At 65.4% G+C, this 26,098-nt stretch carries 23 protein-coding genes; 15 read left to right on the top strand and 8 right to left on the bottom strand.

The features are described 5' to 3' along the window. Positions 1 to 8: 8 nt before the first annotated feature. Together GYK42_RS07350 and GYK42_RS07345 are read right to left on the bottom strand one after the other, a co-directional pair. The gene (locus GYK42_RS07350) at positions 9 to 2,444 is read right to left on the bottom strand and encodes a hypothetical protein (protein ID WP_166446970.1); all 2,436 of its coding nucleotides are present in this window, start codon (positions 2,442 to 2,444) and stop codon (positions 9 to 11) included. A 125-nt stretch (positions 2,445 to 2,569) separates the two neighbouring features. After that, positions 2,570 to 3,583 (bottom strand): serine/threonine protein kinase, encoded by a 1,014-nt coding sequence (locus GYK42_RS07345; protein WP_166446969.1) that lies wholly within the window; start codon positions 3,581 to 3,583, stop codon positions 2,570 to 2,572. Positions 3,584 to 3,686: 103 nt separating this feature from the next. Between GYK42_RS07345 and GYK42_RS07340 the strand changes: the two genes are divergently transcribed. From GYK42_RS07340 to GYK42_RS07315, 6 genes are all read left to right on the top strand, one after another. Beyond that, the gene (locus GYK42_RS07340; protein ID WP_166446968.1) at positions 3,687 to 4,385 is read left to right on the top strand and encodes a UPF0149 family protein; all 699 of its coding nucleotides are present in this window, start codon (positions 3,687 to 3,689) and stop codon (positions 4,383 to 4,385) included. Between the two features lie 77 nt (positions 4,386 to 4,462). Beyond that, on the top strand, positions 4,463 to 5,383 hold the full coding sequence (locus GYK42_RS07335) for a LysR family transcriptional regulator (RefSeq protein WP_166446967.1): 921 nt from the start codon (positions 4,463 to 4,465) through the stop codon (positions 5,381 to 5,383). A 117-nt stretch (positions 5,384 to 5,500) separates the two neighbouring features. Beyond that, positions 5,501 to 7,033 (top strand): MFS transporter, encoded by a 1,533-nt coding sequence (locus GYK42_RS07330; protein ID WP_166446966.1) that lies wholly within the window; start codon positions 5,501 to 5,503, stop codon positions 7,031 to 7,033. 28 nt (positions 7,034 to 7,061) lie between these two features. Then, entirely contained in the window at positions 7,062 to 8,132 is a 1,071-nt protein-coding gene (locus GYK42_RS07325; RefSeq protein WP_166446965.1) for an HlyD family secretion protein, read from the top strand. Next, on the top strand, positions 8,129 to 9,568 hold the full coding sequence (locus tag GYK42_RS07320) for an efflux transporter outer membrane subunit (RefSeq protein ID WP_166446964.1): 1,440 nt from the start codon (positions 8,129 to 8,131) through the stop codon (positions 9,566 to 9,568). The genes GYK42_RS07325 and GYK42_RS07320 overlap by 4 nt, the downstream gene beginning before the upstream one ends. Further along, on the top strand, positions 9,565 to 9,999 hold the full coding sequence (locus GYK42_RS07315; protein ID WP_205711316.1) for a hypothetical protein: 435 nt from the start codon (positions 9,565 to 9,567) through the stop codon (positions 9,997 to 9,999). Before GYK42_RS07320 ends, GYK42_RS07315 begins: the two co-directional genes overlap by 4 nt. A gap of 17 nt (positions 10,000 to 10,016) precedes the next feature. On the opposite strand, the gene GYK42_RS07310 is transcribed toward GYK42_RS07315, so the two are convergent. From GYK42_RS07310 to GYK42_RS07290, 5 genes are all read right to left on the bottom strand, one after another. After that, a complete protein-coding gene (locus GYK42_RS07310; RefSeq protein WP_166446963.1) occupies positions 10,017 to 10,805 on the bottom strand; it encodes an ATP-binding cassette domain-containing protein in 789 nt (262 codons plus the stop codon). A gap of 8 nt (positions 10,806 to 10,813) precedes the next feature. Then, complete coding sequence (locus GYK42_RS07305) at positions 10,814 to 11,866, bottom strand: FecCD family ABC transporter permease (RefSeq protein ID WP_166446962.1); 1,053 nt, start codon at positions 11,864 to 11,866, stop codon at positions 10,814 to 10,816. Next, positions 11,863 to 12,789, bottom strand: a complete 927-nt coding sequence (locus GYK42_RS07300; RefSeq protein ID WP_166446961.1) for a heme/hemin ABC transporter substrate-binding protein — start codon at positions 12,787 to 12,789, stop codon at positions 11,863 to 11,865. The genes GYK42_RS07305 and GYK42_RS07300 overlap by 4 nt, the downstream gene beginning before the upstream one ends. Then, the gene (locus GYK42_RS07295; protein WP_205711325.1) at positions 12,777 to 13,862 is read right to left on the bottom strand and encodes a hemin-degrading factor; all 1,086 of its coding nucleotides are present in this window, start codon (positions 13,860 to 13,862) and stop codon (positions 12,777 to 12,779) included. Before GYK42_RS07295 ends, GYK42_RS07300 begins: the two co-directional genes overlap by 13 nt. A gap of 213 nt (positions 13,863 to 14,075) precedes the next feature. Then, positions 14,076 to 14,975 (bottom strand): DMT family transporter, encoded by a 900-nt coding sequence (locus GYK42_RS07290; RefSeq protein ID WP_166446960.1) that lies wholly within the window; start codon positions 14,973 to 14,975, stop codon positions 14,076 to 14,078. 236 nt (positions 14,976 to 15,211) lie between these two features. On the opposite strand from GYK42_RS07290, the gene gcvA reads away from it, so the two are divergent. Both gcvA and GYK42_RS07280 read left to right on the top strand, forming a co-directional pair. Further along, positions 15,212 to 16,156: a transcriptional regulator GcvA gene (gene gcvA / locus GYK42_RS07285; RefSeq protein ID WP_034759349.1), complete on the top strand. Its 945-nt coding sequence runs from the start codon at positions 15,212 to 15,214 to the stop codon at positions 16,154 to 16,156. Further along, positions 16,153 to 16,518, top strand: coding sequence for a hypothetical protein (locus tag GYK42_RS07280; protein ID WP_166446959.1), 366 nt, complete (start codon positions 16,153 to 16,155; stop codon positions 16,516 to 16,518). Before gcvA ends, GYK42_RS07280 begins: the two co-directional genes overlap by 4 nt. Positions 16,519 to 16,531: 13 nt before the next feature. On the opposite strand, the gene orn is transcribed toward GYK42_RS07280, so the two are convergent. Continuing rightward, a complete protein-coding gene (gene orn, locus GYK42_RS07275; protein WP_170846480.1) occupies positions 16,532 to 17,128 on the bottom strand; it encodes an oligoribonuclease in 597 nt (198 codons plus the stop codon). A 56-nt stretch (positions 17,129 to 17,184) separates the two neighbouring features. On the opposite strand from orn, the gene GYK42_RS07270 reads away from it, so the two are divergent. The 7 genes from GYK42_RS07270 (at position 17,185) to GYK42_RS07240 (ending at position 25,993) form a co-directional block, all read left to right on the top strand. Next, on the top strand, positions 17,185 to 18,465 hold the full coding sequence (locus tag GYK42_RS07270; RefSeq protein WP_166446958.1) for a M48 family metallopeptidase: 1,281 nt from the start codon (positions 17,185 to 17,187) through the stop codon (positions 18,463 to 18,465). Beyond that, on the top strand, positions 18,462 to 18,827 hold the full coding sequence (locus tag GYK42_RS07265; protein ID WP_046682282.1) for a 4a-hydroxytetrahydrobiopterin dehydratase: 366 nt from the start codon (positions 18,462 to 18,464) through the stop codon (positions 18,825 to 18,827). Before GYK42_RS07270 ends, GYK42_RS07265 begins: the two co-directional genes overlap by 4 nt. Then, a complete protein-coding gene (gene rsgA, locus GYK42_RS07260; RefSeq protein WP_058051032.1) occupies positions 18,824 to 19,729 on the top strand; it encodes a ribosome small subunit-dependent GTPase A in 906 nt (301 codons plus the stop codon). The genes GYK42_RS07265 and rsgA overlap by 4 nt, the downstream gene beginning before the upstream one ends. A gap of 269 nt (positions 19,730 to 19,998) precedes the next feature. Next, the gene (locus GYK42_RS07255; RefSeq protein ID WP_166446957.1) at positions 19,999 to 20,454 is read left to right on the top strand and encodes a hypothetical protein; all 456 of its coding nucleotides are present in this window, start codon (positions 19,999 to 20,001) and stop codon (positions 20,452 to 20,454) included. 175 nt (positions 20,455 to 20,629) lie between these two features. Further along, positions 20,630 to 23,485, top strand: coding sequence for an ATP-binding protein (locus GYK42_RS07250; protein ID WP_166446956.1), 2,856 nt, complete (start codon positions 20,630 to 20,632; stop codon positions 23,483 to 23,485). Positions 23,486 to 23,767: 282 nt separating this feature from the next. Then, complete coding sequence (gene argF / locus GYK42_RS07245; RefSeq protein ID WP_166446955.1) at positions 23,768 to 24,688, top strand: ornithine carbamoyltransferase; 921 nt, start codon at positions 23,768 to 23,770, stop codon at positions 24,686 to 24,688. 69 nt (positions 24,689 to 24,757) lie between these two features. Next, positions 24,758 to 25,993 carry an argininosuccinate synthase gene (locus GYK42_RS07240; RefSeq protein ID WP_035825961.1) on the top strand — a complete coding sequence of 412 codons (1,236 nt, stop codon included), beginning with the start codon at positions 24,758 to 24,760 and terminating at the stop codon, positions 25,991 to 25,993. The last annotated feature ends 105 nt before the right edge of the window (positions 25,994 to 26,098 follow it).

The following is a 26,098-nucleotide window of genomic DNA, read 5'->3' as shown; positions in this document are numbered from 1 at the left end:
GTTCTAGCTCAGCGTGAGCGCCACACTGCACCGGCGTCATTCGGCTGCGTCAATCGCTCGATCACTTCGCGCGTCAAACTGGCCGAGCTCACCTGTTCGGCTTTCGCGCGGGCGGCGGTCAATGAGCTGGAAAACGCGCTTTGCGGTTGCTCCAGGCTGGCACGCAGGGCGGCCAGTTCGCGCTCTTGCTGCTGCGCGCGCTCCATTTCCCGTTCCAGCAACTGCTGCTTGGCAGCCGCCATCGCGCGCGTCGTCTCGGCCGCCTTGCGCTGCAGGGCCGCATGGGCCTGGGCGCTGGCCAGCAAGGCTTGCTGCGCGTCGAGTTTCTCGCTGGCGGCCTGCTGCGCGGCCAGTTCCAGCTGCTCGCGCAGGCGCATGGCGTCGAGCGCCTGCAGCTCCATGGCGGCGCGCGCTTCGGCGGCCGCCGTCACCTGCTTTTCCGCTTCCAGGCGGCCGGCGATGGCTTGCGAGGCGCGCTCTTCGGCGCTACTGGTCTGGCGCTGCTGCACCAGTTTTTGCGCGATCAGGGCCAGCGACTCGCGTTCGGCCGCGACGAAATCGCGCTCGGACGCCAGCAGCGCTTCGGCCGCTTGCGCCTTGTCTGCTTCCACGCGGGCGCGCTCGCTATGCACCTGGCCCAGTTCCACGGCCAGGCGCGCCTGCGCCTGCACGGCTTGCGCGGCAGCCGCTTTCTGTTCGCCTTCGACCAGGGCCTGGTCCATCAGGATGCGGATGGCGTCCGCTTCTTTTTGCGCCGCTTCCCGCAAAGCCTCTTCGGCCGTGTGCTGGCCGCGCAGCAGTTCCGCTTGCGCGCCTTCGGCGGCGATGCGTTCCTGCGCCGCGTTGAACGCCAGCGCTTCCGCTTCCAGTTTTTCTTTCAAGGCGGCGATGGCGGCTTGTTCGGCGGCCAGACGCTCCTGCTCCGCCCGCAGCAGCTGCTCTGCCTGACGGGCTTTTTCCTGCGCCAGTTGCGACGCTTGCTCCTGCGCGGCCAATGTCGCCTTGCCGGCATCGACTCCGGCCTGCTCGGCGTCGTTCTGGCTCGCGGCCAGTTCCGACGCCTGGCGCGCCTGTGCAGCGCGCTCCTGCGCCAGGCTGGCGGCACGCTGCTGCTCTTCCAGTTCGCGGGCCGCTGCCACGGCGGCGGCCTGCTCGGCCGCTTCACGGGCCTTGGTTTCCTCGAGAGCCGCCGTTTCCGCTTCCAGCTTGGCGTGGCCGGCGATTTCCGCATCCTGTTCGGCGGCCACGCGGGCCAGCGCCACGGCGCGCAGTTGACGGTCTACCTCGATGCGCGCTTCGGTGGCGGCCAGGATGCGCACGTCGGCATCGCGGCGCGCCTGCGCGCTGGCCACGGCGACCATTTCCAGGCGCTCGCGGTGGATGGCCGCGTCGCGCAATTCCTTTTCCGTCTGCAGGCGCAAACGCAGCGACTGCGCCGCATGGCGTTCCGATTCCGCCTGCGCCAGCGCGATGGCTTCGCGTTCTTGTTCCAGGTGCGCCAGCGCGCGCGCTTCTTCCAGGGCGCGCACTTCGGCGGCGGCGCGGTTGAAGGCCGATTCCAGCGCGATCTGGTCTGCGCGCTCGCGCTGCACCGTCAAGTCCAGCGCTTCGCTTTCCGCTTCGGCCAGCATCTGCGCCGTCTGGCGCGCGCCATGCGCATGGCGCTCGCGTTCACGCGCCAGCACGGCGACTCGTGCGTCGGCCGAGGCGATGCCCACCATTTCTTCCTTGGCCGCCTGCACGGCGGCGACGCGCTCGACGGCTTGCAAGCGCGCCTGCTCCGTCTGCACTTGCAATTCTTCGGCGGCGCGGGCTGCCTGTTCGGCCAGTTCCGACTGCACGGCCACCTGCTCGCTGGCGCGCAAGCGGCTTTCCTGCTCGGCGCGCGAACGCTGTTCGGCGGCCAGGCGGATTTCATTATCGGATTCCACGCGGGCGCGCAGTTCGGCCGTCTCCTGCTTGACGGCTTCCAGGCGGGCCACGCTGGCTTGCGCGGCGGCGCGCATGGTGTCGAGACGTTCGCGGTTGGCGGCAATCGCTTCTTCGGCTGCCTGCGCATTTTGCTGCGCGGCGGCGGCGGCGGCCGCGTCGATGGCGGCGCGGTCCTCGGCCAGCGAACGCACGCGCGCTTCGGCCAGCGCGCGGCTTTCAGCGGCGCAGGTAGCTTTCGCCTCCGCTTCCACGCGGGCAATCGCCTCGTGGATGGCTTTCAATTCCATTTTCTGGCGTTCCGCGGCTGGCGCCTTGGTATCGGCTTCGGCTGCCGGTTCGGCTTGCTGTTCGGATTGCAGTGCGGGCGTGATGGCGGCAGCAGGCGCTTCCGCCTTGCTTTCCAGGTCCTTGAAATCATGCAGCGAGACGATGCTGTCCTGGTCGAACTCGTCATCGGCGGAATACGCGACGGTGAGGGAGGCGGCCTGGCGCTGATTTTGCTGTGCTTGCATGATTTCTCGCTTGTTCGGGTGAATTCCGTTGCTTCTAGGAATTTATTAGCACCATTATCGAACAGGCATGCACAAATCAGCGCGGCAAGAAGAGGGACGTTTACGGCCCTTTTCGGGCGTTTAGGTCAAATGGGCCATAAAGGTGCCTCGTCCATCAGCGCCACCTGCTCTCTGAGTTCCAGGATGCGGTCCTGCCAGTACCGCTGCGTGTTAAACCACGGGAAGGCGACGGGGAAGGCGGGGTCGTCCCAGCGGCGCGCCAGCCAGGCCGAATAATGGATCAGGCGCAGGGTGCGCAGCGCTTCGACCAGGTACAGCTGGCGCGGGTCGAAATCGCAAAAATCCTCGTAGCCGGCCAGGATGTCGCTCATCTGGCGCACCTGGTCGCTGCGCTCGCCCGACAGCATCATCCACAAGTCCTGGATGGCCGGCCCCATGCGGCTATCGTCGAAATCGACGAAATGGGGGCCGGCATCCGTCCACAGCACGTTGCCGCCATGGCAGTCGCCATGCGTGCGCAGCATGGCCACGTCGCCCGCGCGGTCATAGCAGCGCTTGACGCCATCGAGCGCCTGCTGCGCCACGCTGGAATAGGCGGCCAGCAGCTCGGGCGGCAGGAAATTACCCTCCAGCAAGAATTCGCGCGGTTCGACGCCAAACGTCTGGCGGTCGAGGGCCGGCCGTTCCTTGTAGGTGGACAGCGCGCCGACGGCGTGGATGCGGCCGATGAAGCGCCCTATCCATTCCAGCGTGGCAGGGTCGTCCAGTTCGGGCGCGCGTCCACCGTGGCGGGGGAAGACGGCAAAACGGAAACCCTGGTACTGGTGCAGGGTGCTGCCGTTGATGGCCAAAGCCGGCACCACCTGGATTTCGCGCTCGACCAGCTCGGACACGAACGCATGTTCTTCCAGGATGGCCGTATCGCTCCAGCGCGCGGGGCGGTAGAACTTTGCTACCAGGGGCGCGCTGTCTTCGATGCCCACCTGGTAGACGCGGTTTTCATAGCTGTTCAGGGCCAGCAGGCGGCCATCGCCGCGCAAACCCACGCTATCGAGCGCGTCGAGCACGCAATCGGGGCTCAGTGCGGAAAAGGGATGGACGGGCCGGTCGTCCTCGTGCGGCTGGTTTTCATTGTGCATAAGCGACATTGTAAGGCGCGCGCGGGCCGCCGGTGCAAACACTTCGGCGGCAAGGCGCGGCAAGGCGTATACTGGCGCCTTACATTTCATCAAAGAGCAAGCCATGTCACTCGAACAGCCATTATCAGAAAAAGAATTCGACGAATTAGACCAATTCCTGTTGTCGGAGCGCTGCTCCGAAGACGCGATGACCATGGATATGCTGCACGGCTATCTGACGGCCGTCGCCATCGGCCCGGAACCGATCATGCCGGCCGAATGGTTGCCGCGCGTGTGGGGCGAAAATGCCGAAGATGCGCCGAAATTCAAGAACAGCAAGGAAGAAGAGCGCATCGTCAACCTGATCATGCGCTTCATGAACGAAGTGCTGGTGACGTTTGAAGTGGCGCCGAAGGAATTCGAAGCCCTGTTCGTCGAACACGACTACGAAGGCCAGACCCTGATCGACGCCGAAGCCTGGTGCTGGGGCTTCTGGGACGGCATGGAACTGCGTCCCGGCTCGTGGAACGAAATCTGGGATTCCGAAGTGGCCGCGCTGATGCAGCCGATCTACCTGCTGGGCGCCGACGAAATCAAGGAAGAAGAGCTGAAACTGGTGGAAGACCCGGTCAAGGCGCACAAGCTGGCGCAGGAACTGGAAGCGAACCTGCCGGCCATCCACCGTTTCTGGGTCCCGCGCCGCAAGGCTCCCGTGCAAACCATGAAGCGCGAAGAGCCGAAAGTGGGCCGCAACGACGACTGCCCTTGCGGCAGCGGCAAGAAGTTCAAGAAATGCTGCGGCGCCGAGCCGGCAGCCGAGTAATCCCGCAGTAGCATCCCTGTTGCGCCGGCGTCCTGCCGGCGCGGCGCTGACGCTGGCCTCCGGGCTATAATCGGCGCATGAAACTCCCCGACCTGAACCTGCTCGTCGCCCTCGACATTCTGCTCGAGGAAGGCAGCGCCGTGGCCGCCGCGCGACGCATGAACCTGAGCGCGCCGGCCATGAGCCGCACCCTGGCGCGCATCCGCGACGCCATCGGCGACCCCGTCTTCGTGCGCTCCGGGCGCGGCCTGGCGCCCACCCCGCGCGCGCTGGAATTGCGCGAGCAGGTGCGCGGCGTGGTGGAGCAGGCGCACGCCATCTTCACCTCGGGCCGCGAAGTCGACTTGCGTACCCTGGAACGCACCTTCAGCCTGTGCGCCAACGACGTGTTTGTCGGTGCGTATGGCGGCAAGCTGCGCGACCTGCTGGCCGTGCACGCGCCGCACACGGTGCTGCGCTTCGTGCCCGAGGGCGACGGCGCCACGGAGAGCGATGCCCTGCAGGCGGGGCGCATCGACCTGTACATCAGCGCGCGGCGCGCCTTTGCGCCCGACATCAAGCTGCAGCAGCTGTTTACCAGCGGCTTTGTCGGCATCGCCCGCAGCGACCACCCCATCTTCGATGGCCCCATCAACCTCGACAGCTTTACCGAGTACGAACATATCAGCGTCTCGCGGCGCGGCCTGGCGCGCGGCCCGTTCGACGCAGCCCTGGCCGAGCGGGGCTACACGCGCAGGGTCTCGCTGATCAGCCCCAACTTCCAGTCCGCCATCTTCGCCGTGGCCGATTCGCGCCTGCTGCTGCCGCTGATGCCCACGCCGCTGCTGGCCATCGTCGAGCGCCTGGGCCTGAAGCTGCGCACGTTCGAACTGCCGATTCCCGTCGACAGCGTGGAAGTCTTCCAGGCCTGGCACCCGCGCCTCGATCACGATCACGCGCACCGCTGGCTGCGCCGGATGATCAAGGAGCTGTGCGGCGGCACGCCGCCAGGCACCTAAGGGCTGAGCTCAACCACCATTGCGCCAGACGCAATTTAGACTTCATTAATTATCAATTTTCACAAGATTAACGGCTACCTATACTGCGTGGACTGATCCTCATCCACGGAGTTCCCTGTGTCTGCTGTACCCCTACCCGGCGCCGCCCCCGCAGCCGCGCCTCCCGTACCTCCCTCAGCTCCCATCTTCGGCCTGCGCCTGGCCACCGGCCTGGCCGGCGTGCTGCTGGCCGTGCTGGTGGCCGGCCTGAATGAAAACATCACCAAGGTCGCGCTGGCCGACATCCGCGGCGCCATGGGCATCGCGCGCGACGACGCCAGCTGGCTCGTCGCCCTGTATGCGGCCGCCTCGGTGTCGGCCATGGCCTTCGCGCCGTGGTGCTCCGTCACATTCTCGCTGCGCCGCCTGACGGCCGCCGCCATCCTCGTCTGCATGGCCGCCGGCGTGCTGTGCCCGTTCGCGCCGAACCTGTCCGTGCTGATGTTATTGCGCGTGGTGCAGGGCGCGGCCGGCGGCGCCCTGCCGCCCATGCTGATGACGGTGGCGCTGCGCTTCCTGCCACCGAACATCAAGCTGTATGGCCTGGGTGGCTATGCACTGAGCGCCACCTTCGGCCCCAGTCTGGGCACGCCGCTGGCCGCCTTCTGGACCGAGTATCTGGGCTGGCAATGGGCGTTCTGGCAAGTCGTCCCGGGCAGCATCGTCGCCCTGCTGATGGTGTCCTGGGGCTTGCCGCAAGACCCGCTGCGCCTCGAACGCTTCCGCCAGTTCGACTGGCGCGGCCTGCTGCTCGGCCTGCCCGCCATCAGCATGCTGGTGGTCGGCTTGCTGCAGGGCGAGCGCCTGGCGTGGTTTGCCTCGCCGCTGATCTGCATGCTGCTGGGCGGCGGTGCCGTGCTGCTGGTGCTTTTCCTCGTCAACGAGTGGTCGCACCCGCTGCCCTTCTTCAAGCTGCAGCTGCTGTCGCGGCGCAACCTCAGCCACGCCCTGCTGACCCTGGGCGGCGTGCTGTTCGTGCTGTTGGCCGTGATCCTGATCCCCTCGTCCTACCTGGCGCAGGTGCACGCTTACCGCCCGCTGCAAACGGCGCCCGTGATGCTGATGGTGGCGCTGCCGCAGCTGATCGCCCTGCCGCTGGTGGCCGCCCTGTGCAATCTGCGCGCCGTCGACTGCCGCTGGGTGCTGGCCATCGGCCTGGGCATGCTGGCCCTGTCCTGCGTGCTTGGCGCGCGCATGTCGCCCGACTGGATCCGCACGCATTTCTACCTGCTGCAAGCGGTGCAGATCTTTGCGCAACCGATGGCCGTGATTCCCTTGCTGCTGCTGGCCACCACGGGGCTGGCGCCGCAGGATGGCCCATTTGCCTCGGCCTGGTTCAACACCATCAAGGGCATGTCGGCCGTCGTCGCCACCGGCGTGCTCGATGCGCTGATCACGCGCCGCAACCATTTTCATTCGACTGTGCTCAGCGAACGCCTGGGCAACCTGCCTGGCACCGTGGACATGGCGGGCCTGAGTGCGCGCATGCACGCGCAAGTCGTCACCCTGACCTCGTCCGACCTGTACCTCACCGTGGCCGCCATCGCGCTGGCCATGATTGTGATCATTCCCATCCTGCCGACGCGCGTCTATCCGCCGCGCGCCGCTTGAATTTTCATTTTTACGAAAGAGCATCCCCATGCAAAAAACCATACTGCGCTCGCGCGCTTTCATCCTCGGCCAGGCCCTGCTGGCCTGCGCCCTCGCCTTTTGCGCCTGGCAACTGCTGTTTTCCCCCAGCGAAGAACAAAGCACCGACGACGCCTTCGTCAGCGCCGACTACACGGTGCTCTCCCCCAAGGTGGGCGGCATCGTGCGGGAAGTGCTGGTGGAAGACAATCAGGCTGTCAAGGCGGGTCAGCTGCTGGCCCGCATCGACGACCGCGATTACCAGGCCGCCGCCGACTCGGCCCGCGCCGAAGTCGCGGGAGCCGAGGCGCAGCTGGACTATGCCCGCGCCACCTTGCAGCGCCAGCAATCGGTGATCGAGCAAGCCAGCACCCTGGTCGACGCCAACCAGGCGGAAGACAAACTGGCGCAGCAGGAGCTGGCCCGCTCAACGCACCTGGCCGGCCAGGGCGCGGGCAGCGTGCAGAATGCGCAGCAGGCGCAATCGCGCTACGACGTAAGCCGCGCGCGCCTGGCGCAAAACCGCGCCGCCCTCGTCTCCTCCCGCAAGCAGACGGACATTTTGCAGGCGCAGCAAGGGGCGGCGGAAGCGGCCTTGCTGCGCGCCAGCGCCAGCCTGCAACGGGCCGAACTGGATCTGTCGCATACGCAGCTGCGCGCCCCCATCGACGGCATCGTGGGACGCCGCGCCGTGCGCGTCGGCGCCCTGGTGGCGCCCGGCGCCAGCCTGATGGCCGTGGTGCCCTTGAACCGCAGCTTCGTCGTCGCCAACCTGCAGGAAACCCAAGTCACGCACGTGCGCCAGGGCCAGCGCGCCAGCATCGCCGTCGACGCCTATCCGGGCGTGCTCCTGCACGGCACCGTGCACAGCATCGCGCCGGCCACGGGCGTGACGTTTTCCGCCATCGCGCCGGAAAACGCCACCGGCAATTTCACCAAGGTGGTGCAGCGCATCCCCGTCAGGATCGCGCTCGACCCGGAGCAGGATGGCGAACATCGCCTGCGCGTGGGCATGTCGGCCGAAGTGCGCATCGATACGGCCGCGCACCGTCAACAGCTGCAACAGGTGAGCGCGCGATGAAAGCACTGATTTTCATGACAGCCCTGGGCCTGGCCGGCTGCGCCAGCGTCGGCACCGATTTCCAGCGCCCGCCCCATGACCTGGGACAGCAATGGCGCCAGGCGCAGGACGCCCGGTTCACGGCGGCACAGGATGGCGCCATCGAGCAGCGCTGGTGGGACAGCTTTGGCGACACGACCTTGTCCTCGCTGCTGCAACGCGCCACCGGTGCCAATCTGGACGTGCTGACGGCCGCCAGCCGGCTGGAACAAAGCCGCGTCGCGCGCGGCGTCATCGGTGCCGCGCAAGGCCCGTCACTCGGTGCGAATGGCGGCTATGGCCGCGCGCGCAACAGCAAACAAGGCTTGAGCGACCCGTCGCGTAACAACGGCCAATCCGCCTACAGCCTGTGGCAAGGCAACCTCGATGCGGCCTGGGAGCTGGACCTGTGGGGCCGCGTGCGGCGCGAAGTGGAAGCGGCTGACGCGCGGGTCGACGTGGCCCAGGAAACGCAGCGCGGCGTGCTGCTGGCCGTGCTGGCCGAGACGGCGCGCGACTACATCGAGTTGCGCGGCGCGCAGCAAACCCTGGCCATCACGCAGCAGCTGCTCGATATCGCCCGCCATACCCTGGACCTGACCCGCATCCGCCTGCGCGAAGGCGCGGCGACGCAGCTCGACGAGGCGGAGGCGGCGGCACACGTGGCCACCATCGAAGCGCGCCTGCCACAGCTAGCGCAGCGCGAATCGCGCCTGGGCAATGCCCTCGCCCTCTTGCTGGCGCTGCCGCCGCAAGCCTTGCAGGCGGAGCTGGCGGCGGCCAAGGACATTCCCGCCATGACCAAGCAAGTGCAACTGGGCGTGCCCAGCGGCCTGGCCGAACGGCGTCCCGACATCCGCCGCGCCGAAGCGCAGTTGCACGCGGCCACGGCCGCCATCGGCGTGGCGCAAGGCGATTTTTATCCGCGCATCACGCTCTCGGGCAGCATCGGCCTGCAAGCGATGCAGCTGTCCGATATCGGCTGGGACGCCAAGCGCTTCGCCTTCGGCCCCGGCTTCAGCGTGCCCCTGTTCGATGGCGGCCGCCTGCGCGGCAATGTGCAATTGCGCGAGGCGCAGCAGCAGGAAGCGGCCATCGCCTACCGCCAGACGGTGCTGGCCGCCTGGCACGAAGTGGAAGACGCGCTCTCTGGCTACCAGGCGAACGCCCGCCGCCAGGCCAGCCTCGATGAAGCCGTCAAACAGGGACGGCGCGCGCTGGGCAGCGCGGAACTGCAGTACCGCCAGGGCGGCACGGACTTGATCAACGTGCTGCACGTGCAAACCACCTTATTGAACAACGAAGCGGCACTGGTCGACAGCCGCGCCACCGCCTCGCTGTCGCTGGTCCAGGTCTACAAGGCGCTGGGCGGCGGCTGGCAAGCGTTTTCAAGCACCTCGCAAGAAAGCACCCAATGAAACCGAATCCCGCCCTTTTTTCCATCCACGACGTCAGCGACTTTCCCATCGTGCGCTTTCGCCCTGAAACGGCCGTCACCGGCTATGCCCCGCTGTGGGAAAACGACATGGACGCGCTGCTGCGCCATGGCGAACCGTTCGTCCTGCTGTTCGAAGAGGAACGCAGCGACGAAGCGCACGTCGACCGCAAGCGCCGTGGCCTGTGGCTCAAGCATCACAAGGTGGCGCTGGCCGCCCTGTGCCGGGGCCTGGTGTCCATCGAGGCGGACGCGGAACAGCGCGCGCGCCTGCAGGCGATGGCCGCTGGCGCCATGAAAGCCTTCGGCATCGTGCAGGAAGTGGCGGCCACACGCGAACAGGCCGACGCCCTGATGGTGTGGCTGCTGGGCAGCGGCCAGATGGCGCGGCCGCGCGCGGCGGACGTGTGGTGAGTGAATAAATGAGTGGGTCAGGCGGCCCTGCGCACGGCGCTTCGGGCAGGGATGACGCAGACGTCGCCGTCGCTGCTGGTGGCCGTCGTCAGGGCGATGCTGTACAGCGCGGCAAGGGCGGGAACGGCGCCGGCATCGCTGGCGATGTCGGCGACCAATTGGCCCGAACGCACGAGCAGCAGCCGGTCAAAACCCAGCAAGGCGTGATTGATGTCGTGCAGGATGGCGATGACGGCGTGGCCGCGCGCGGTGCAGAACTGCTGCAGGCTGTCGAGCAAATCGAACTGCAGGCCGGGATCGAGCGCCGCCAGCGGCTCGTCGACCAGTATCAAGCCATTGTTCACATCCCACATCTGCGCGAAGATGCGCGCCAGCTGCACCCTGGCCTGCTCGCCGCCGGACAAAGTGTCCAGGCGGCGACCCAGCAGATGCGCGGCGTGCGCCAGGGCGGCCGCATCCTGCACGATCTGTCCCAGCTGCGGGTCGACCAGGCGCGCCACCCGTCCCAGGCCGATCACCAGTTCGCACTGCAAGCCGAAAGCCACGTTCGAACCTTGTGGCAGCACGGCGCGGCGCCGCGCCAGGTCGGCCAGCGGCCACTGCGCCAGGGGACGGCCGGCAAGCAGCACCTGGCCCGCCTGCGGCTGCAGTTCGCGCGCCATCAGTTTCAACAGGGTCGACTTGCCCGCGCCGCTGGGGCCGAGGATGGCGATACGTTCGCCGGGCGCCACCCGCACGTTGAAAGGGCCGAAATACTGCTGGCCCAGTTGCGTGGTGGCGAAGGAGAGTTCCAGCAGGGGCGTCATGTTCACCTCTAGGCCGTGCCGTGGCGGAAGCGCCGCAACAGCATCAGGAAAAATGGCCCGCCCAGCAAGGCCGTGAAAATACCGACGGGGACTTCCGCGGGAATGGCGACCGTGCGCGCCAGGGTATCGGCCAACAGCAGCAGCAAGCCGCCAGCCAGCATGGCCAAGGGCAGCACCTTGCGCTGGTCGGCGCCCAGCCACGTGCGCACCAGGTGCGGCGCGATCAGGCCGATGAAACCGATGCCGCCGCACCAGGCGACGGCAAAACCCGTCAGCACAGCCACCAGCACGATCACCTGCGTGCGCAGCCTGCCCACGTCGACGCCCACATGCAGGGCCTGCGCCTCGCCCAGCGCCAGCGCGTTCAGGGAACGCATCAGGTAGCGCGCGGCCCACAGGGCGCCGGCCAGCACCACCAGCAAAGCCGCCACCTGGCGCCAGCTGCCAGCCGACAGCGAGCCCAATGTCCAGAAAGTCAGGGTGCGCAACTGGTCATCGCTGGCCAGGTAGATGCACAGGCCCATGACGGCCACCGTGATGGCGTTCAGCGCCACGCCCGTCAGCAGCAGGCCGACGATGGAGCCTGGCGTGGCCCAGCGGGCAACGCGGTCCAGCAGCACGCAAATGAGCATGGCGCCGGCAAACGCGGCGGCCGGCAGCAGCCACACGCGCAGCTCGGGCGCCACGTGCAGGCTGGCCGCGAAAACGATGGTGGCCGCGCCCGCGCAGGCGGCGCCGCTGCTCACGCCCAGCAACCCCGGATCGGCCAGCGGATTGCGGAACAGCCCTTGCGTCAGGCCGCCGGCCAGCGCCAGCGCGGCGCCGATCAGGGCGGCGAACAGGGCGCGCGGCAAGCGGATATGCCACAGCACATAGGCGCCGCCGGACAGCGCCTCGTCGCCCGCTTGAAACGGCGCCAGCCAGTCGGCCAGGGTCACGGGCACGGCGCCCGCCTGCACGGCGGTGAGCAGGCCGCCAGCCAGTGCGGCGGCCAGCAGCCCGCCTGCGCCCCAGCGTGACCAGCGCCATGGAGCGGCGGACACCAGGGAGGCCACGTTCATGCAGCCATGGCTTTCGCAAAGGCGGCGTCGAGTTCGGCCAGCGCCTGCGGCATGCGCGGGCCAAAGCCCAGCAGCAGCATGGCTTCCAGCGACACGATGCGGTGCTTGCGCCCGGCCGGCGTCTGCGCCAGGCCTGGCAGTTTCAGGATGCCGTCCACGCCGCCCGACGCCTTCAATCCCTGGTCCGTGACGAGCACGATGTCGGGCCGTGCGGCGATCACGGCTTCCGGCGTGAGCGGCTTGTAGCCGGCGAATCCACCCTGCCCGCCCATCACATTGACGGCGCCCGCATAGGCGAGCATGGCGTCGGCGCCCGTCTCGCGCCCGCCCACCATCACCTGGTTCGGCGCGTGCGCGAGGATGAACAGCACGCGCACGGGTGCATGCTGGCGCTGGCGCACCTTGCCCAGGGCGCCGTCCCACTGCTGCTGCAAGGCTTGCGCCAGGCGTGCGGCGGGGTCGGCACGGCCCGTGATCTGGCCCACTTGTTTTACCCGGTCGAGCAAGCCTTCGAATCTGTTATTCGCGTTCAGCACCGCCACCGGCACGCCCGCGTCGCGCACCTGGCGCAGCACCGCTTGCGGTCCCGCCTCCTCGGTGGCGATCAGCTGCGTGGGCGCCAGCGACAGCACGCCTTCGGCCGACAAGGTGCGTGCATAACCGACCTGCGGCAGCTGTTGCGCCACGGCCGGATACAGCGAAGTCGTATCGACGCCCACCAGTTCGCCCTGCGCCTCGAGCGCGTAGACGATTTCCGTCAGGGCGCCGCCCACGCTGACGATGCGCCGCGCTTTCGCCACGGGTTTACCCGCGTCGGACACGGCGGCCAGCACCTGCATCGGCGCGGCCAGCGCCAGCGCTCCCGCTCCCATTTTTTTCAGCGCGATGCGACGCGCCACGCTGGCGGCGATCATGCGGCGCATAGTTCACCCTCCCGCGCCACCCGGTCGACGATATGGCGCCATTCGCACAGCTCGTGCATGCCCGGCTTGCGTTCGCCGAAGAACATGACGATGGTGTCGCCCTTGGCGTCGAACAATTCCACCGACGTCACCAGGCCGTCTACTGTCGGTTTTTTCACCACCCAGGCGCTGGCGATATGGTCTTCGCGCAAATGCAGGTTGAAGCGCGCATCGAGGATATTGATCCACGGTCCCATCACGGCGATCTTGTGCACGGGCCCCGAATGGATCTGGATCATGCCGGCATTGCCGACGAAGGCCATGATGGCGACTTTTTCAAGCACAGCGTCGTTGAGCAGGTCGAGCACGCAGGATTTGTCGAGCTGCTGCACGAAGCGGGACTCCGCCAGACGCAGGCCTTGCAGGCGCGAGACCGAATATTTTTTCAGCACGGTGAAAAATTCATGCGTGTCGCGCAAGTCGGCCCAGGCGGCGCGAAAGCCGGCCACGTCGATCCGCGCGTCGGGCAGTTCGGCCGGCGGCGGCGCCGGCGCCTTCACGGCGATGCCGGCCGCCTGGTCCGCATCGGCAAAATGCGCGACCAGCGCGTCGTAGGCGGCAATGTCGCTGTGCGGCTTCAGGAAAATCTTGTGCACGGCCTGGCCGGCCGCATCGAAAAACTGCAGGCTGCGCTGCACTTCCCTATCTCCCATCTCGCGTACGGCAAAGCCATGCGCCCACTGGCGGTAAAACACGCGCAAGTCGATGTCGCCGCCGAGCACCAGGCCCACGTGGTTGTTGTGGCTGGCTTTTCGATAGACGCCCGTCTTTTCATGCACGCACGAGGCGTTACGCGTCAGCGCCATGACTTCGCCCAGCGGCTCCAGCGCGGCGATGATGGCGGGCCAGTCGGCCTGCAGGCGCTCGGCGCCCAGCAAGGCGCCATTGGCCAGCGACAGGCCCGCATGCGCGGCGATCAGCTCGCCTTCGGAAATGGCCAGTTCCTCGGCGATGTCGCGGTGGCGGGCTTTCTTTTCGCGGCGCAGGCGGGCAAATTCGCCGGTGATCATCTCGGTATTGCAAATAGGGGGCATGCTCGTCACGGTGTCTCCTTTCAAGGCGAACACTGGCTGGCATGGGCTGGCTGGTGGTGGGGAAAATCTTGAAGTCAATTATAAATGAGAATCATTCGCAATCAAGTGTTATTTATGTGAAGAAAAAACGCGCAAAAAAAAAGCGCCGCGACAGGAAACCCGTCGCGGCGCAAAGGAGACCGATCGGTATTGCCGATCAGTTCAGGAAAAAAATCAGGCGCTGGCCTGCACGGCAGGCATGGATACAGGCTTGGCAGCGGGCCGCTGCGCCAGCAAGACCACGGCGGCCAGCACCATGGCGCCGCCCAGCAATTGTGTGCCGCTGACGGATTCCTTCAGCAATGTCACGCCGAAGGCCATCGTGATCACGGGCTCGAACGTGGAAATAATCGAGGCCTTGGCCGCGCCGATCTGCGCAACGCCGGCAAAGAAGGCGGCAATCGCGATGGCCGTCGAGAACAGGGCGATGGCGCTGACGGCCAGCCAGCCCGTCGCCGTGCCCGGCAAGGACACGCCCTGCCACAAGGCGATCGCGCTGTTCGACAGGCCCGCCGTGCCCAGAATCACGACGCAAGCGGCCAATGGGTGAATATTCTCGCGGCTTTTCGACAGGCTGTTGCCAAACAGGATGTACACGGCATACACGCCGGCGGCCATCAATGCCAGGGCGATGCCGATGGGCTGGCCCTGCAGCTTGCCGCCCAGGGTGATGGCCATGCCGGCAATGGCCAGCGCCATCAGCACCAGCATGCGGCGGTCCAGCTTTTCCCAGCCCAGCGCCAGCGCGAGGATGGTCACCAGCACGGGATACACGTACAGCAGCATGCCGCACAGGCCGCTGCTGGCATACATGAGGGCATTGAAATAGCCTTGCGACTGGGCCGTGTACATCAGGCCCATCAGCATGTAGCCGGCCAGCAGGCGGCCGCGCGGCAAGCGCCAGCCACCGAGCCACACGAGCGGCAGCAACAGCATGGCGGCGATGACGAAACGCAAGGCCAGCATGGTCGACGGGTTGACCCCGGACGCATAGGCCGCCTTGGCAAACACTGCGGAACTGCCGAAACCGGCGGCCGACAGCAACACCAGCGCAACAGCGCGGCGATCAGACATGACTAACCTCTTCAATAAATCGGGTAGAACGAAGAACAAGGCGGGCTGTCCGGAGCGCCTCTGCGGGCGGTCTCGTTCCTGGCTTGGGGTGCTTGCGCAAAAAATCCTGCATTAATCATATTGCGGGTCGCTTCACGCATAGCCGGCATCATATTCGCTTGCGCAAAATGAAACAAACCAATATTCTTCACGGATAGGCCAAATAATACTGAGGCTCAATTCTCTAGAAGACTCCCATGTCACGTCCCTTGCCACCACTTGCCGCCCTGCACGCCTTCGAGGCGGCCGCCCGCCATGAAGGCTTCCAGCGCGCGGGCGAAGAATTGCACGTGTCGGCCGGCGCCATCGGCCATCATGTGAAACAGCTCGAAGCGTGGCTGGGCATTGTGCTGTTCCAGCGCCTGCCGCGCGGCGTCGTGCTCACCAGCGCGGGCCAGCGCTATGCGGCCTCGCTGGGGCCGATCCTAAACCAGCTGGCCGACGTGTCCGAGCAGGCGCGGCGCCAGGGCGATGACAAGGTAGTGACGGTGACGGCCACCAGCTCGCTCGTCTCGCGCTGGCTCATGCCACGCCTGGGCCGGCTGCGCGACCGCTATCCACAGATCGAACTGCGCGTGCTGGCGTCGATGCACCCGGTCGACCTGGCGCGCGACGGCGTGGACGTGGCCATCCGCCTGGGACCGGGCCGCTATCCGGGCCTGAAAGTCGATTTACTGATGGAAGAATGGTTTTCCGCCGTCTGCAGCCCCGATTTCCGCGCCAACGCGGCCAGCCTGCGCCAGCCCGCCGACCTGCTGCGCTACCCGCTGCTGCACGACGAGCCGGAAGTGCACCTGCCTGGCGAAATCGACTGGACGCGCTGGCTGCACAGCTGCGGCGTGCACTACAGCGGCAATAGCGGCAACAGCGGCGCGCGCTTTTCGCACACCTATCTGTGCCTGGACGCGGCCGCCAGCGGCCAGGGCGTGGCCATTGCCGCCAGCCCCCTGATCGGCGACGACCTGCGCTCGGGCCGCCTGGTGCGCGTGTTCGAACACGCCGTGCGCGGTCCCCACTGCTATTATCTGCTGCGCTCGCCCCAGGCTGAAACGCGGCCCCTCGTGCATGCATTTTGCGAATGGCTGATCGCCGAGGCGCGCGCCGACCAGGAAACCGTCTGGCCCACCGTGGAGACCGCATGACCCAGCAGGAATTGGCGCGCAGCGCCGCATATAGTGTCCAACATGAATATGAACACGCCACGGTGACGGCGGCCGATGGCCGGCAAGCCAGCGCGGGCGAATTCTATGGTGACCCGGCCGCAGCCTTGATCGATGTCGATGAGCAATGGTGCGCCGTGGCGGGCGAGGGATTGGTGCTGTGCCGGCTGGGCCAGCCGTTCGGCCAGTGCACGGAATATTTCCGCCAGCCAGGCGCGGTGCGCTGGATCACGGACTTGCGGCAAACGGGGCCATTTGCGCTGGAGTGGCAGAGTGAGGATGGCGCTTGGTCCGCACTTGATGTCGAGTCGGTGGATGCGTCGGCTTACGCGCCAGGGCGCTAAGCCGACAACACCATTACAACTTGATGAAGTGCTCGCGGTAGTACTTGAGCTCTTCGATCGACTCGAGGATATCGGCCAGCGCCGTATGCTTCTGGTGCTTCTTGAAGCCGGTGGCGATCTCCGGCTTCCAGCGCTTGCACAGTTCTTTCAATGTCGATACGTCAACATTGCGGTAGTGGAAGAACGCTTCCAGCTTCGGCATGCCGCGCACCATGAAGCGGCGGTCCTGGCCGATGGTGTTGCCGCACATGGGCGACTTGCCTGCCGGTACGTATTTCTTCAGGAACGCGATCAGTTCCGCTTCCGCCTGGGCTTCCGTCACGGTCGACGCTTTCACTTTGTCGATCAGGCCAGAGCGGCCATGCGTGCCCTTGTTCCAGGCATCCATCTTGTTCAGGGTTTCATCGGATTGATGAATCACGAACACGGGGCCTTCGGCCAGCAGGTTCAAGTGCATGTCCGTGACCACGACCGCCACCTCGATGATGCGGTCTGTATCGGGCTCCAAGCCCGTCATTTCCATGTCGACCCAGACCAGGTTCATCTCGTTTGGACGTGCCGGCACGGCGGGTGCGGGGGTGGATGCGGTTAAGTCGGTCGCTTGTGACATAATTCTCTCTTGGCCTAATCAAACTAAATAATCAGCCATTTTCTCACAGGCACAGAATGTATTCACTCGCGTTTTCGATTTTGTTTGTATCCGTCCTCGTTTTGACCCTGGCCGTGCGCTTCTGGCTCGCTTCGCGGCAGATTCGCCACGTGCTGGCGCACCGCGCCTTTGTTCCGCCCGAATTCGCGGAAAAAATCCCGCTGGCCGCGCACCAGAAAGCGGCCGACTACACGGTGGCGAAGACCAAGTTCGGCTTGCTGACCCTGCTGGTCAACTACGCCGTGCTGATCGGTTTTACCTTGCTGGGCGGCCTGCAATGGCTGGCGCTGCACCTGAACGAACTGACGGGGCCGGGTTCGCCCATGCTGTACCAGATCGGCCTGATCGCCGCCTTTGCCGCCATTTCCGGCCTGATCGACCTGCCCTTCGATTACTACCGCCAGTTCGTGCTGGAGCAGCGCTTCGGCTTCAACACCATGGCGCGCAAGCTGTTCTTCACGGACATGCTCAAGGGCGTGGGCCTGGGCGCGGCCATCGGCTTGCCGCTGATCTGGGTCGTGCTGACCCTGATGGCCAAGTCGGGCGGCCTGTGGTGGCTGTACGCGTGGTTCGTCTGGAGCGGCTTCCAGCTGCTGATGATGGTGCTGTTCCCCACTGTCATCGCCCCTCTGTTCAACAAATTCACGCCGCTGGCCGACGAAGCGCTGAAAAGCCGCATCGAAGGCTTGATGCAGCGCGTCGGCTTCGCCTCGAAAGGCCTGTTCGTCATGGATGGCTCGAAGCGCAGCGCCCACGGCAATGCGTATTTCTCGGGCTTTGGCGCCAACAAGCGCATCGTCTTCTTCGACACCCTGCTGTCGCGCCTGGCGCCGCAGGAAATCGAAGCCGTGCTGGCGCATGAACTGGGCCACTTCAAGCTCAAGCATATCGTCAAGCGCATCGCCATGATGTTCGTCATCTCGCTGGGCTTCCTGGCGCTGCTGGGCTACCTGAAGACGCAGCCGTGGTTCTATGCGGGCCTCGGCGTCGACCCCGTCGCCGTGGCGCTCACTGGCCAGCCAACCGATGCGCTGGCCCTGCTGCTGTTCATGCTGGCCTTGCCCGTCTTTACTTTCCTGCTGGGACCGTTGACGTCGCTCAGCTCGCGCAAGCACGAATTCGAAGCGGACGCATTTGCCGCCACGCACACGCAGGCGGACGACCTCGTCTCTGCCCTCGTCAAAATGTATGAAGACAATGCGTCGACCCTGACGCCCGACCCGCTGCACTCGGCCTTTTACGATAGCCACCCGCCGGCCAGCGTGCGCATCCGCCACCTGAAAGGGGCTACGACATGAATACGCCATCGACTTCGCAAGACCTGGCCCAACTGAGTTGTTCGCCGCGCCAGCAGGCGCTGGGCGACACGGACATCGCCACCCTGCACGCCCTGCTGCCCCAGTGGACCGTGCAAAATGGCAAGCTGTGCCGCGACTTCGGCTTCAAGAATTATTACCAGACCCTGGCGTTCGTGAACGCCCTGGCCTATATGACCCATACGCAAGACCACCATCCGGAGCTCATCATTACTTACAAAACCTGCGCCGTGCGCTACGACACGCACTCGGTCAACCAGGGCGCCGGCGGCCTGTCCGAAAACGACTTCATCTGCGCCGCCAAGGCAGACCTCATCTACCAGAGCAGCCAGGTGACCGCATGAGCGAAGGCAAGTTGACCGGCGTCATCATCGCCGCCCACGGCCGCCACTACCTGGCCGACGTGGACGGCGCCAAGCTGCAATGCGTGACACGCGGCAAGAAAACCAATGTGGCCGTGGGTGACATCGTGCACCTGACGCGCACTTCCAACGACCAGGCCGTCATCGACCGCATCGAGGAACGCAAGACCTTGCTGTACCGCTCGGACCAGTACAAATCGAAATTGCTGGCGGCCAATTTGACGCAGCTGTTCATCGTCGTGGCGACGGAACCAGGCTTTGCCGACGACCTGATCTCGCGCTCGCTGGTGGCGGCCGACGCGGCCGGCATCGAGGCGCGCATCATCCTCAACAAAACGGATGTGACCGCTTCGCTGGAGCGCGCCCGCGAACGCCTGTTGCCGTATTCGTCGATGGGTTATCCCGTCGATGAAGTGTCGGCGCGCGCCGAACCCGAGCACGCCGTGGCCACCCTGGCGCCGCTGCTGGCGGGCCAGTCGTCGATCCTGATCGGCCAGTCGGGCATGGGCAAGTCGTCGCTGATCAACCTGCTGGTGCCGGACGCCGACATCGCCGTGCGCGAAATCTCGGCCGCGCTCGACACGGGCAAGCACACGACGACCTTTACGCGCCTGTACAAGCTCGACGAACTGGGCGCGAACAGCTCCATCATCGATTCGCCCGGCTTCCAGGAATTCGGCCTGTACCACCTGTCCGAAGGCATGCTGGAGCGGGCCTTCCGCGAATTCCAGCCATATCTTGGCGGCTGCAAGTTCTATAACTGCCGCCACCTGATCGAACCGCAGTGCGCCATCCTGCAAGCCTTGTCTGAAGGCAAGATTTCCAAGATGCGCCATACCCTGTACGGCCAGCTGCTGCACGAATCGGCGCAGACCCTGTATTAAGCAATATTTCTTTCATTCAAATATAGCGCCGCAAAACACCAGGTAGGCGAAATTTAATTTCGCCGCCGAGCCCGCCTTCCGACTTTAATCCCAAAACCGTTCATCCACCGTTTTAGGCATTTCAGCGCGTAAAACCTGCCTTCCATCGCCTGCCGCTGGCGATGGACAGGCGTGTTTGCTAACTTGACACCAGTCCCTGCCAGAAACCTGCCAGCGACCACACGATCCAACTCCACTCCATCCAGCCATCCTGATCGAAGGTGAATGTCATGCATACCAAACGCTTCCTCCCCCTCCTCGCCGTCCTGTTCGCGCTTGCCGGCGGCATGGCCCAGGCGCAAACCGCCGCCGCACCGCAAGCCGCTGACAGCGTGCGCGTCACCTCGGGGGCCTACTATCACGTCACGGCCCAGGAAGCCTTCGACATCGAGCAGCAATACCACCTGTCGAATGGGCAACGCCTGGAAGTCCACCAGCAGGACAACCATTTCTTTGGCCGCCTGATCGATGACCGCGAATGGCAGGCAAAAGCCAGCGTGGAAATCTACCCCACCGGCCCGGGCCAGTTTGCCAGCAAAAAGGGCGCCGCGTTCGTCTTCAGCAATGAAGGCAAGCAGGTGGTGATCGACGACGCCCAACTCCTGCCCGGCTTGCGCATACCGGCCGACATGCGCAGCGCCAGCACCGCGAACGGCAGCGCCAGCATCCGCCTGGTGTCGCGCTAGGCGCCTGTCCCGCCATCGAAGGCCGGGGGCAAATCGCCCCCGCCCGGGGCGCCATGGCGCATGAATAATTCTGACCAGCGTACTGAACAATTCCCCTGAATGCAGCTTACAATGCGATGACGCATGGCCTGTGCGGTCGCAGGCTGGCGCCACTGTTTGCGGGGAGAATGCTTGAATGGAAATGTTCGCGCTCGAACATGACGTAGCGCAGTGGGAAAGCGCATTGCTGCCGTTGCGCGGCGCCGGGCGCGTACCGCTGCTGCTGTTGCTGTCCTGGCATTTGCGCCAGCGCGATTGCGCTAGAGCAATTCATCTGAGCGAGGAAGCGCATCTGCTGCTGCCTCTGGCCGGCCTGGAAGCGGCGGCACTGGAACGGGTGCGCGCGCGTCTGCAACTGGTGCAGGCGGAAGTGGCCTGGCTGCAAGGCGCGCTCGACTCCGCGGAAAGCCTGGCCATGGCGGCGCGCGCCACCTGCGGCGCGCACGACGACGGCGCCGGCTGCGCCGACGCCCACTGGCTGCTGTCCTCGATCGCCGTCGACCGCGGCGACCATGCCCGCTGCGACGCCGAACTGCTGGCTGCGGCGCAGCAAGCGCGCGGCGCCGGCGATGCGATGCGCGCCAACCTGGCCGACGCGGCCACTGCCCGCTGGGCCGTCTTGCGCGACGCGCCGGCAGCCCTGGCCTGCTGGGGCGGCCACTTCCAGGCCGACGGCGCCAGCGGCAAGCTGCCCGCACCGCTGGCCGCCTGGGTGCACGACTTCCACGGCTTGCTGGCGCACACGTCGCGCGACCTGGGTGCGGCCGCCGGTCACTACATGCAAAGCTACGAAGCGGCCCTGGAAAGCGGCCAGCTGCGCGGCGCGATCACGGCCGCCATCAATATCGGCGACTGTTTCTCCAGCCTCAACGACAATGAATCGGCCCTCGAATGGATGCAGTGCGCACTGGACCTGGCGCGCCCCACCGGCTGGCCGCGCAGCATCGGCGCCTGCCAGACGCATACGGCCGAGACCATGCGCAAGCTGGGGCGCCTGGCCACGGCCGAAAATTTGCTGCGCGAAGCGCTGCACATCCTGGCCCCCGTGGCGGGCGCCCGCACCTATGCCAACGCCCTGTTCCACCTGGGCGAACTGAGCCTCGACAAGGGCGACTACGACACGGCGCTCGACGCCTTCAGCCGACTGGCGCAACGGGCCGAAGCGCTGGGCCAGGCCGATTTCCGCAGCATGGCTCAGCGCGGCAGCGCCCACGCGCTGTCTTACCTGGACCGCCCGGACGAAGCGCTGCAAGCGGCCGAACGGGCTTGCCAGCTAGCCACCGCGCAAGGCGACGCCATGCACCAGGTGGCGGCGCTGCGCGTGCTGTCCATGCTGCACGCGCGCCACGACTTGCCGCCGCCCGCAGGCATGCAGGAACGCAATCCAGCCCTGCATTTCCTGCACCAGGCGCTGCAGGTAGCCGACTCCATCGACGGCTATGTGCCGCCCGGCGAACTGCTCGATGCGCTGGCGCGTGAGTACGCGCATGCGGGCGACTATGCGCGCGCCTACGATATCGCCCTCGCGGCGGGCGTGGCGCGCGAAAAAAGTCACACCCAGCAGGCGAGCAACCGCGCCACCGCCATGCAGGTCTACCACCAGACGGAACATGCGCGCTCGGAAGGCTATCACCACCGCGAACTGGCCGCCTCCGAAGCGCGCCGCGCCGAAGTGCTGCAGCAAACCAGCGACACGCTGGAACGGCTGTCGGCCATCGGTCAGGAAATCACCACCCACCTCGACGCCAGCGCCGTGTTCCAGGTGCTGGACCGCCACGTGCATGCCTTGCTGCCAGTCAACACCTTCGCCGTCTACATGCTCGATCCCGCGGGCACGGCGCTGCGCCGCGCGCACGGCATGGAAGCGGGCCGGCCCCTGTCCGACAACGCCATTCCACTGAGCAACCCGCGCGCCTACTCCGTGCGCTGCCTGCTGGGACGGCGCGAAGTGTATATCGACCAGGTCCCGCCCAAGCGCCACGCCTACACCGTGCCCGGCACCTTGCACAACCAGAGCGTGCTGTACGTGCCCTTGACGGTGGGCGAGCGCGTGCTGGGCGTGATGACGGTGCAGGCTTGCCATGCCCATGCCTACGGCGAACGCGAACGCCTGATCTTCCGCACCCTGTGCGCGTATGGCGCCATCGCGCTCGACAATGCCAGCGCCTACCGACAACTGCAGGACGCCCAGGCGCAACTGGCGTCGCAGGAAAAGCTGGCCGCCCTCGGCTCGCTGATGGCTGGCGTGGCGCATGAACTGAATACCCCGATCGGCAACAGTTTATTAATCGCCAGCACCATGCAGCAAAAGACGGAAGACGTGGAACGCCTGATGAACGGCCCCGGCCTGCGCCGCTCCGACCTGGCCGCCTACATCGACGATGCGAGCAAGGCGTCGGCGCTGGTGATGCGCGGCCTGCACAGCGCGGCCGACCTCGTCAACAGCTTCAAGCAGGTGGCCGTCGACCGCACCACCGAACAGCGGCGCCAGTTCGACCTGCAGCAGGTAAGCAATGAAATCATCGCCACCGTCATGAACCGCATCCGCAGCTCGGGCCACCGCATCGAGACGGACATCGACTTCGGCATCGCGCTGGACAGCTATCCGGGCCCGTTCGGCCAGGTGATCACCAATCTGATCAACAACGCCCTGCTGCACGCCTTCGCACCCGCGCCCAACGATGGCGCCGCAGGCAAGGGCTGCATGCGCCTGTCCGCCACGCTGGACGGCGCGCGCGTGCGGATCGTCTTCGCCGACAATGGCGGCGGCATCGCCGAACAGCACTTGTCGCGCATCTTCGACCCCTTCTTTACCACCAAGCTGGGCCAGGGCGGCAGCGGCCTGGGTTTGTCGATCAGCTACAACATCGTCACGGCCCTGCTGGGCGGCACCATCCAGGTGGCCAGCAGCCCCTCCGGCACGCGTTTTACGCTGGACTTGCCCCTGGTGGCGCCCCAGCTGGACGGGGCCGCGCCCGCCAGCATCTATTAATCCACCGCCCTTTGCCCGGGCGCAGGCTTGCCTATACAAGTACGCGCCCGGACGGTCTTTCCAATCTAAAAGCAAAACCCTTATAATTGAACGGCTGAAGTACTTGCCATTGCATTTTTTTAACTTGGCAAACCGCATCGACCCGCGCGACAAACAGGCGCGGGCACCGAGCAACACAGCAGCGCGCCGGGCGAGGCAGTCATCAGACGAGATGTTGTACGCTGATGCAACCCGGCGGGAAAGGCACGCCGCCGGCGGCCTGCGCATCTTCAAGTGGTCATTATGTCGACAAAAAAACCGATCAAGCACTACCTCCAGTTCTCCGATTTCACGTTGGAAGAGTACGAATATGTGATCGAACGCGCCCATCTGATCAAGCGCAAGTTCAAGAATTACGAAATCTACCATCCACTGATCGACCGCACCCTGGTGATGGTCTTTGAAAAGAACTCCACCCGCACGCGATTGTCGTTCGAAGCCGGCATGCACCAGCTGGGCGGCGCCGCCATCTACCTGAACACGCGCGATTCCCAATTGGGCCGCGGCGAGCCGGTGGAAGACGCGGGCCAGGTCATGTCGCGCATGTGCGACATCATCATGGTGCGTACCTTCGGCCAGGAAATCATCGAGCGTTTCGCCGCCAATTCGCGCGTGCCGGTGATCAATGGACTGACCAATGAACACCACCCGTGCCAGGTCTTTGCCGACATCTTCACCTACATCGAACACCGCGGCTCGATCGCCGGCAAGGTCGTCGCCTGGATCGGCGACGCCAACAACATGCTGTACTCGTGGCTGCAGGCGGCCGAAGTGTTCGGCTTCCACGTCAACGTGTCCACGCCCAAGGGCTACGACATGGACCTGTCGCAAGTCAAGACCGAGCGCTACACCTTCTTCGCCAACCCGTCCGACGCGTGCGAAGGCGCGCACCTGGTCAACACGGACGTGTGGACCAGCATGGGTTACGAAGCGGAAAACGCGGCCCGTATCGCGGCCTTCGACGGCTGGATCGTCGATGGCGCGAAGATGGCCCGCGCCGCGCCCGACGCCCTGTTCATGCACTGCCTGCCTGCCCACCGCGGCGAGGAAGTGGCAGCCGAAGTGATCGACGGCCCGCAATCGGTCGTGTGGGATGAAGCGGAAAACCGCTTGCACGTGCAAAAAGCGCTGATTGAATACCTGTTACTCGGTAAAATCCAATAATTCGCCTGGCACTGCATAAAACCTGGCAGCATCGCAATACATACATCGACAACGACAACTGGAAGCAATATGAGCGACATTAAAAAAGTAGTCCTGGCCTATTCCGGCGGACTCGACACCTCCGTCATCCTGAAGTGGCTGCAAGATAACTACCAGTGCGAAATCGTCACCTTCACGGCCGACCTGGGCCAGGGCGAAGAACTGGAACCGGCGCGCGCCAAGGCCATCAAGTTCGGCATCAAGCCGGAAAACATCCATATCGAAGACGTGCGCGAAGAATTCGTGCGCGATTTCGTCTTCCCGATGTTCCGCGCCAACACCGTGTATGAAGGCGAATACCTGCTGGGCACCTCGATCGCCCGTCCTTTGATCGCCAAACGCCTGATCGAAATCGCCAACGCCACCGGCGCCGACGCCATCTCGCACGGCGCGACCGGCAAGGGCAACGACCAGGTGCGTTTCGAACTGGGCGCCTACGCGCTCAAGCCAGGCGTGAAGATCATCGCCCCATGGCGCGAGTGGGATCTGCTGTCGCGCGAAAAACTGCTGAAGTACGCGGAAGACGCCGGCATCGAAATCGACATGAAGCACAAGAACGGCGGCGCACCGTACTCGATGGACGCCAACTTGCTGCACATCAGCTTTGAAGGCCGCCACCTGGAAAACCCGAGCGCCGAAGCGGAAGAGACCATGTGGCGCTGGACCGTCAGCCCGGAAAACGCCCCGGACGAAGCGGAATACCTGGACATCGAATACGAAAAAGGCGACATCGTCGCCATCAACGGCGTGCGCATGTCGCCTGCCACCGTGCTGGCCGAACTGAACAAAGTTGGCGGCAAGCATGGCGTAGGTCGCCTGGACTTGGTGGAAAACCGCTACGTCGGCATGAAGTCGCGCGGCTGCTATGAAACCCCGGGCGGCACCATCATGCTCAAAGCCCACCGCGCCATCGAATCGATCACGCTGGACCGCGAAGTGGCCCACCTGAAAGATGACCTGATGCCGCGCTACGCGTCGATGATCTACAACGGCTACTGGTGGGCGCCTGAGCGCGTTGCCCTGCAAACCCTGATCGACCACACGCAGGAAACCGTGAACGGCTGGGTACGCATCAAGCTGTACAAAGGCAATGTCATCGTCGTCTCGCGCGATTCGAAGACGGATTCGCTGTTCGACATGAACATCGCCACCTTCGACGAAGACGGCGGCGCCTACAATCAGGCCGACGCAGGCGGCTTCATCAAGTTGAACGCCTTGCGCATGCGCATCGCCGCCATCGCCCGCGAAAAACGCGGCCAGAAGTAACTAGTTGCCGGGAGACACTGTCTCCCGCGCCAACCGAAGCCGCCCACGGGCGGCTTTTTTACGTTTGAAACGCACTCGTCCGCGATTTACGTCACTGCGCGCGCC

This window comes from Janthinobacterium lividum (assembly GCF_011601275.1).
Classification (GTDB): Bacteria; Pseudomonadota; Gammaproteobacteria; order Burkholderiales; family Burkholderiaceae_D; genus Janthinobacterium; species Janthinobacterium lividum_E.
This window is presented reverse-complemented; position numbering and strand designations above follow the sequence as displayed.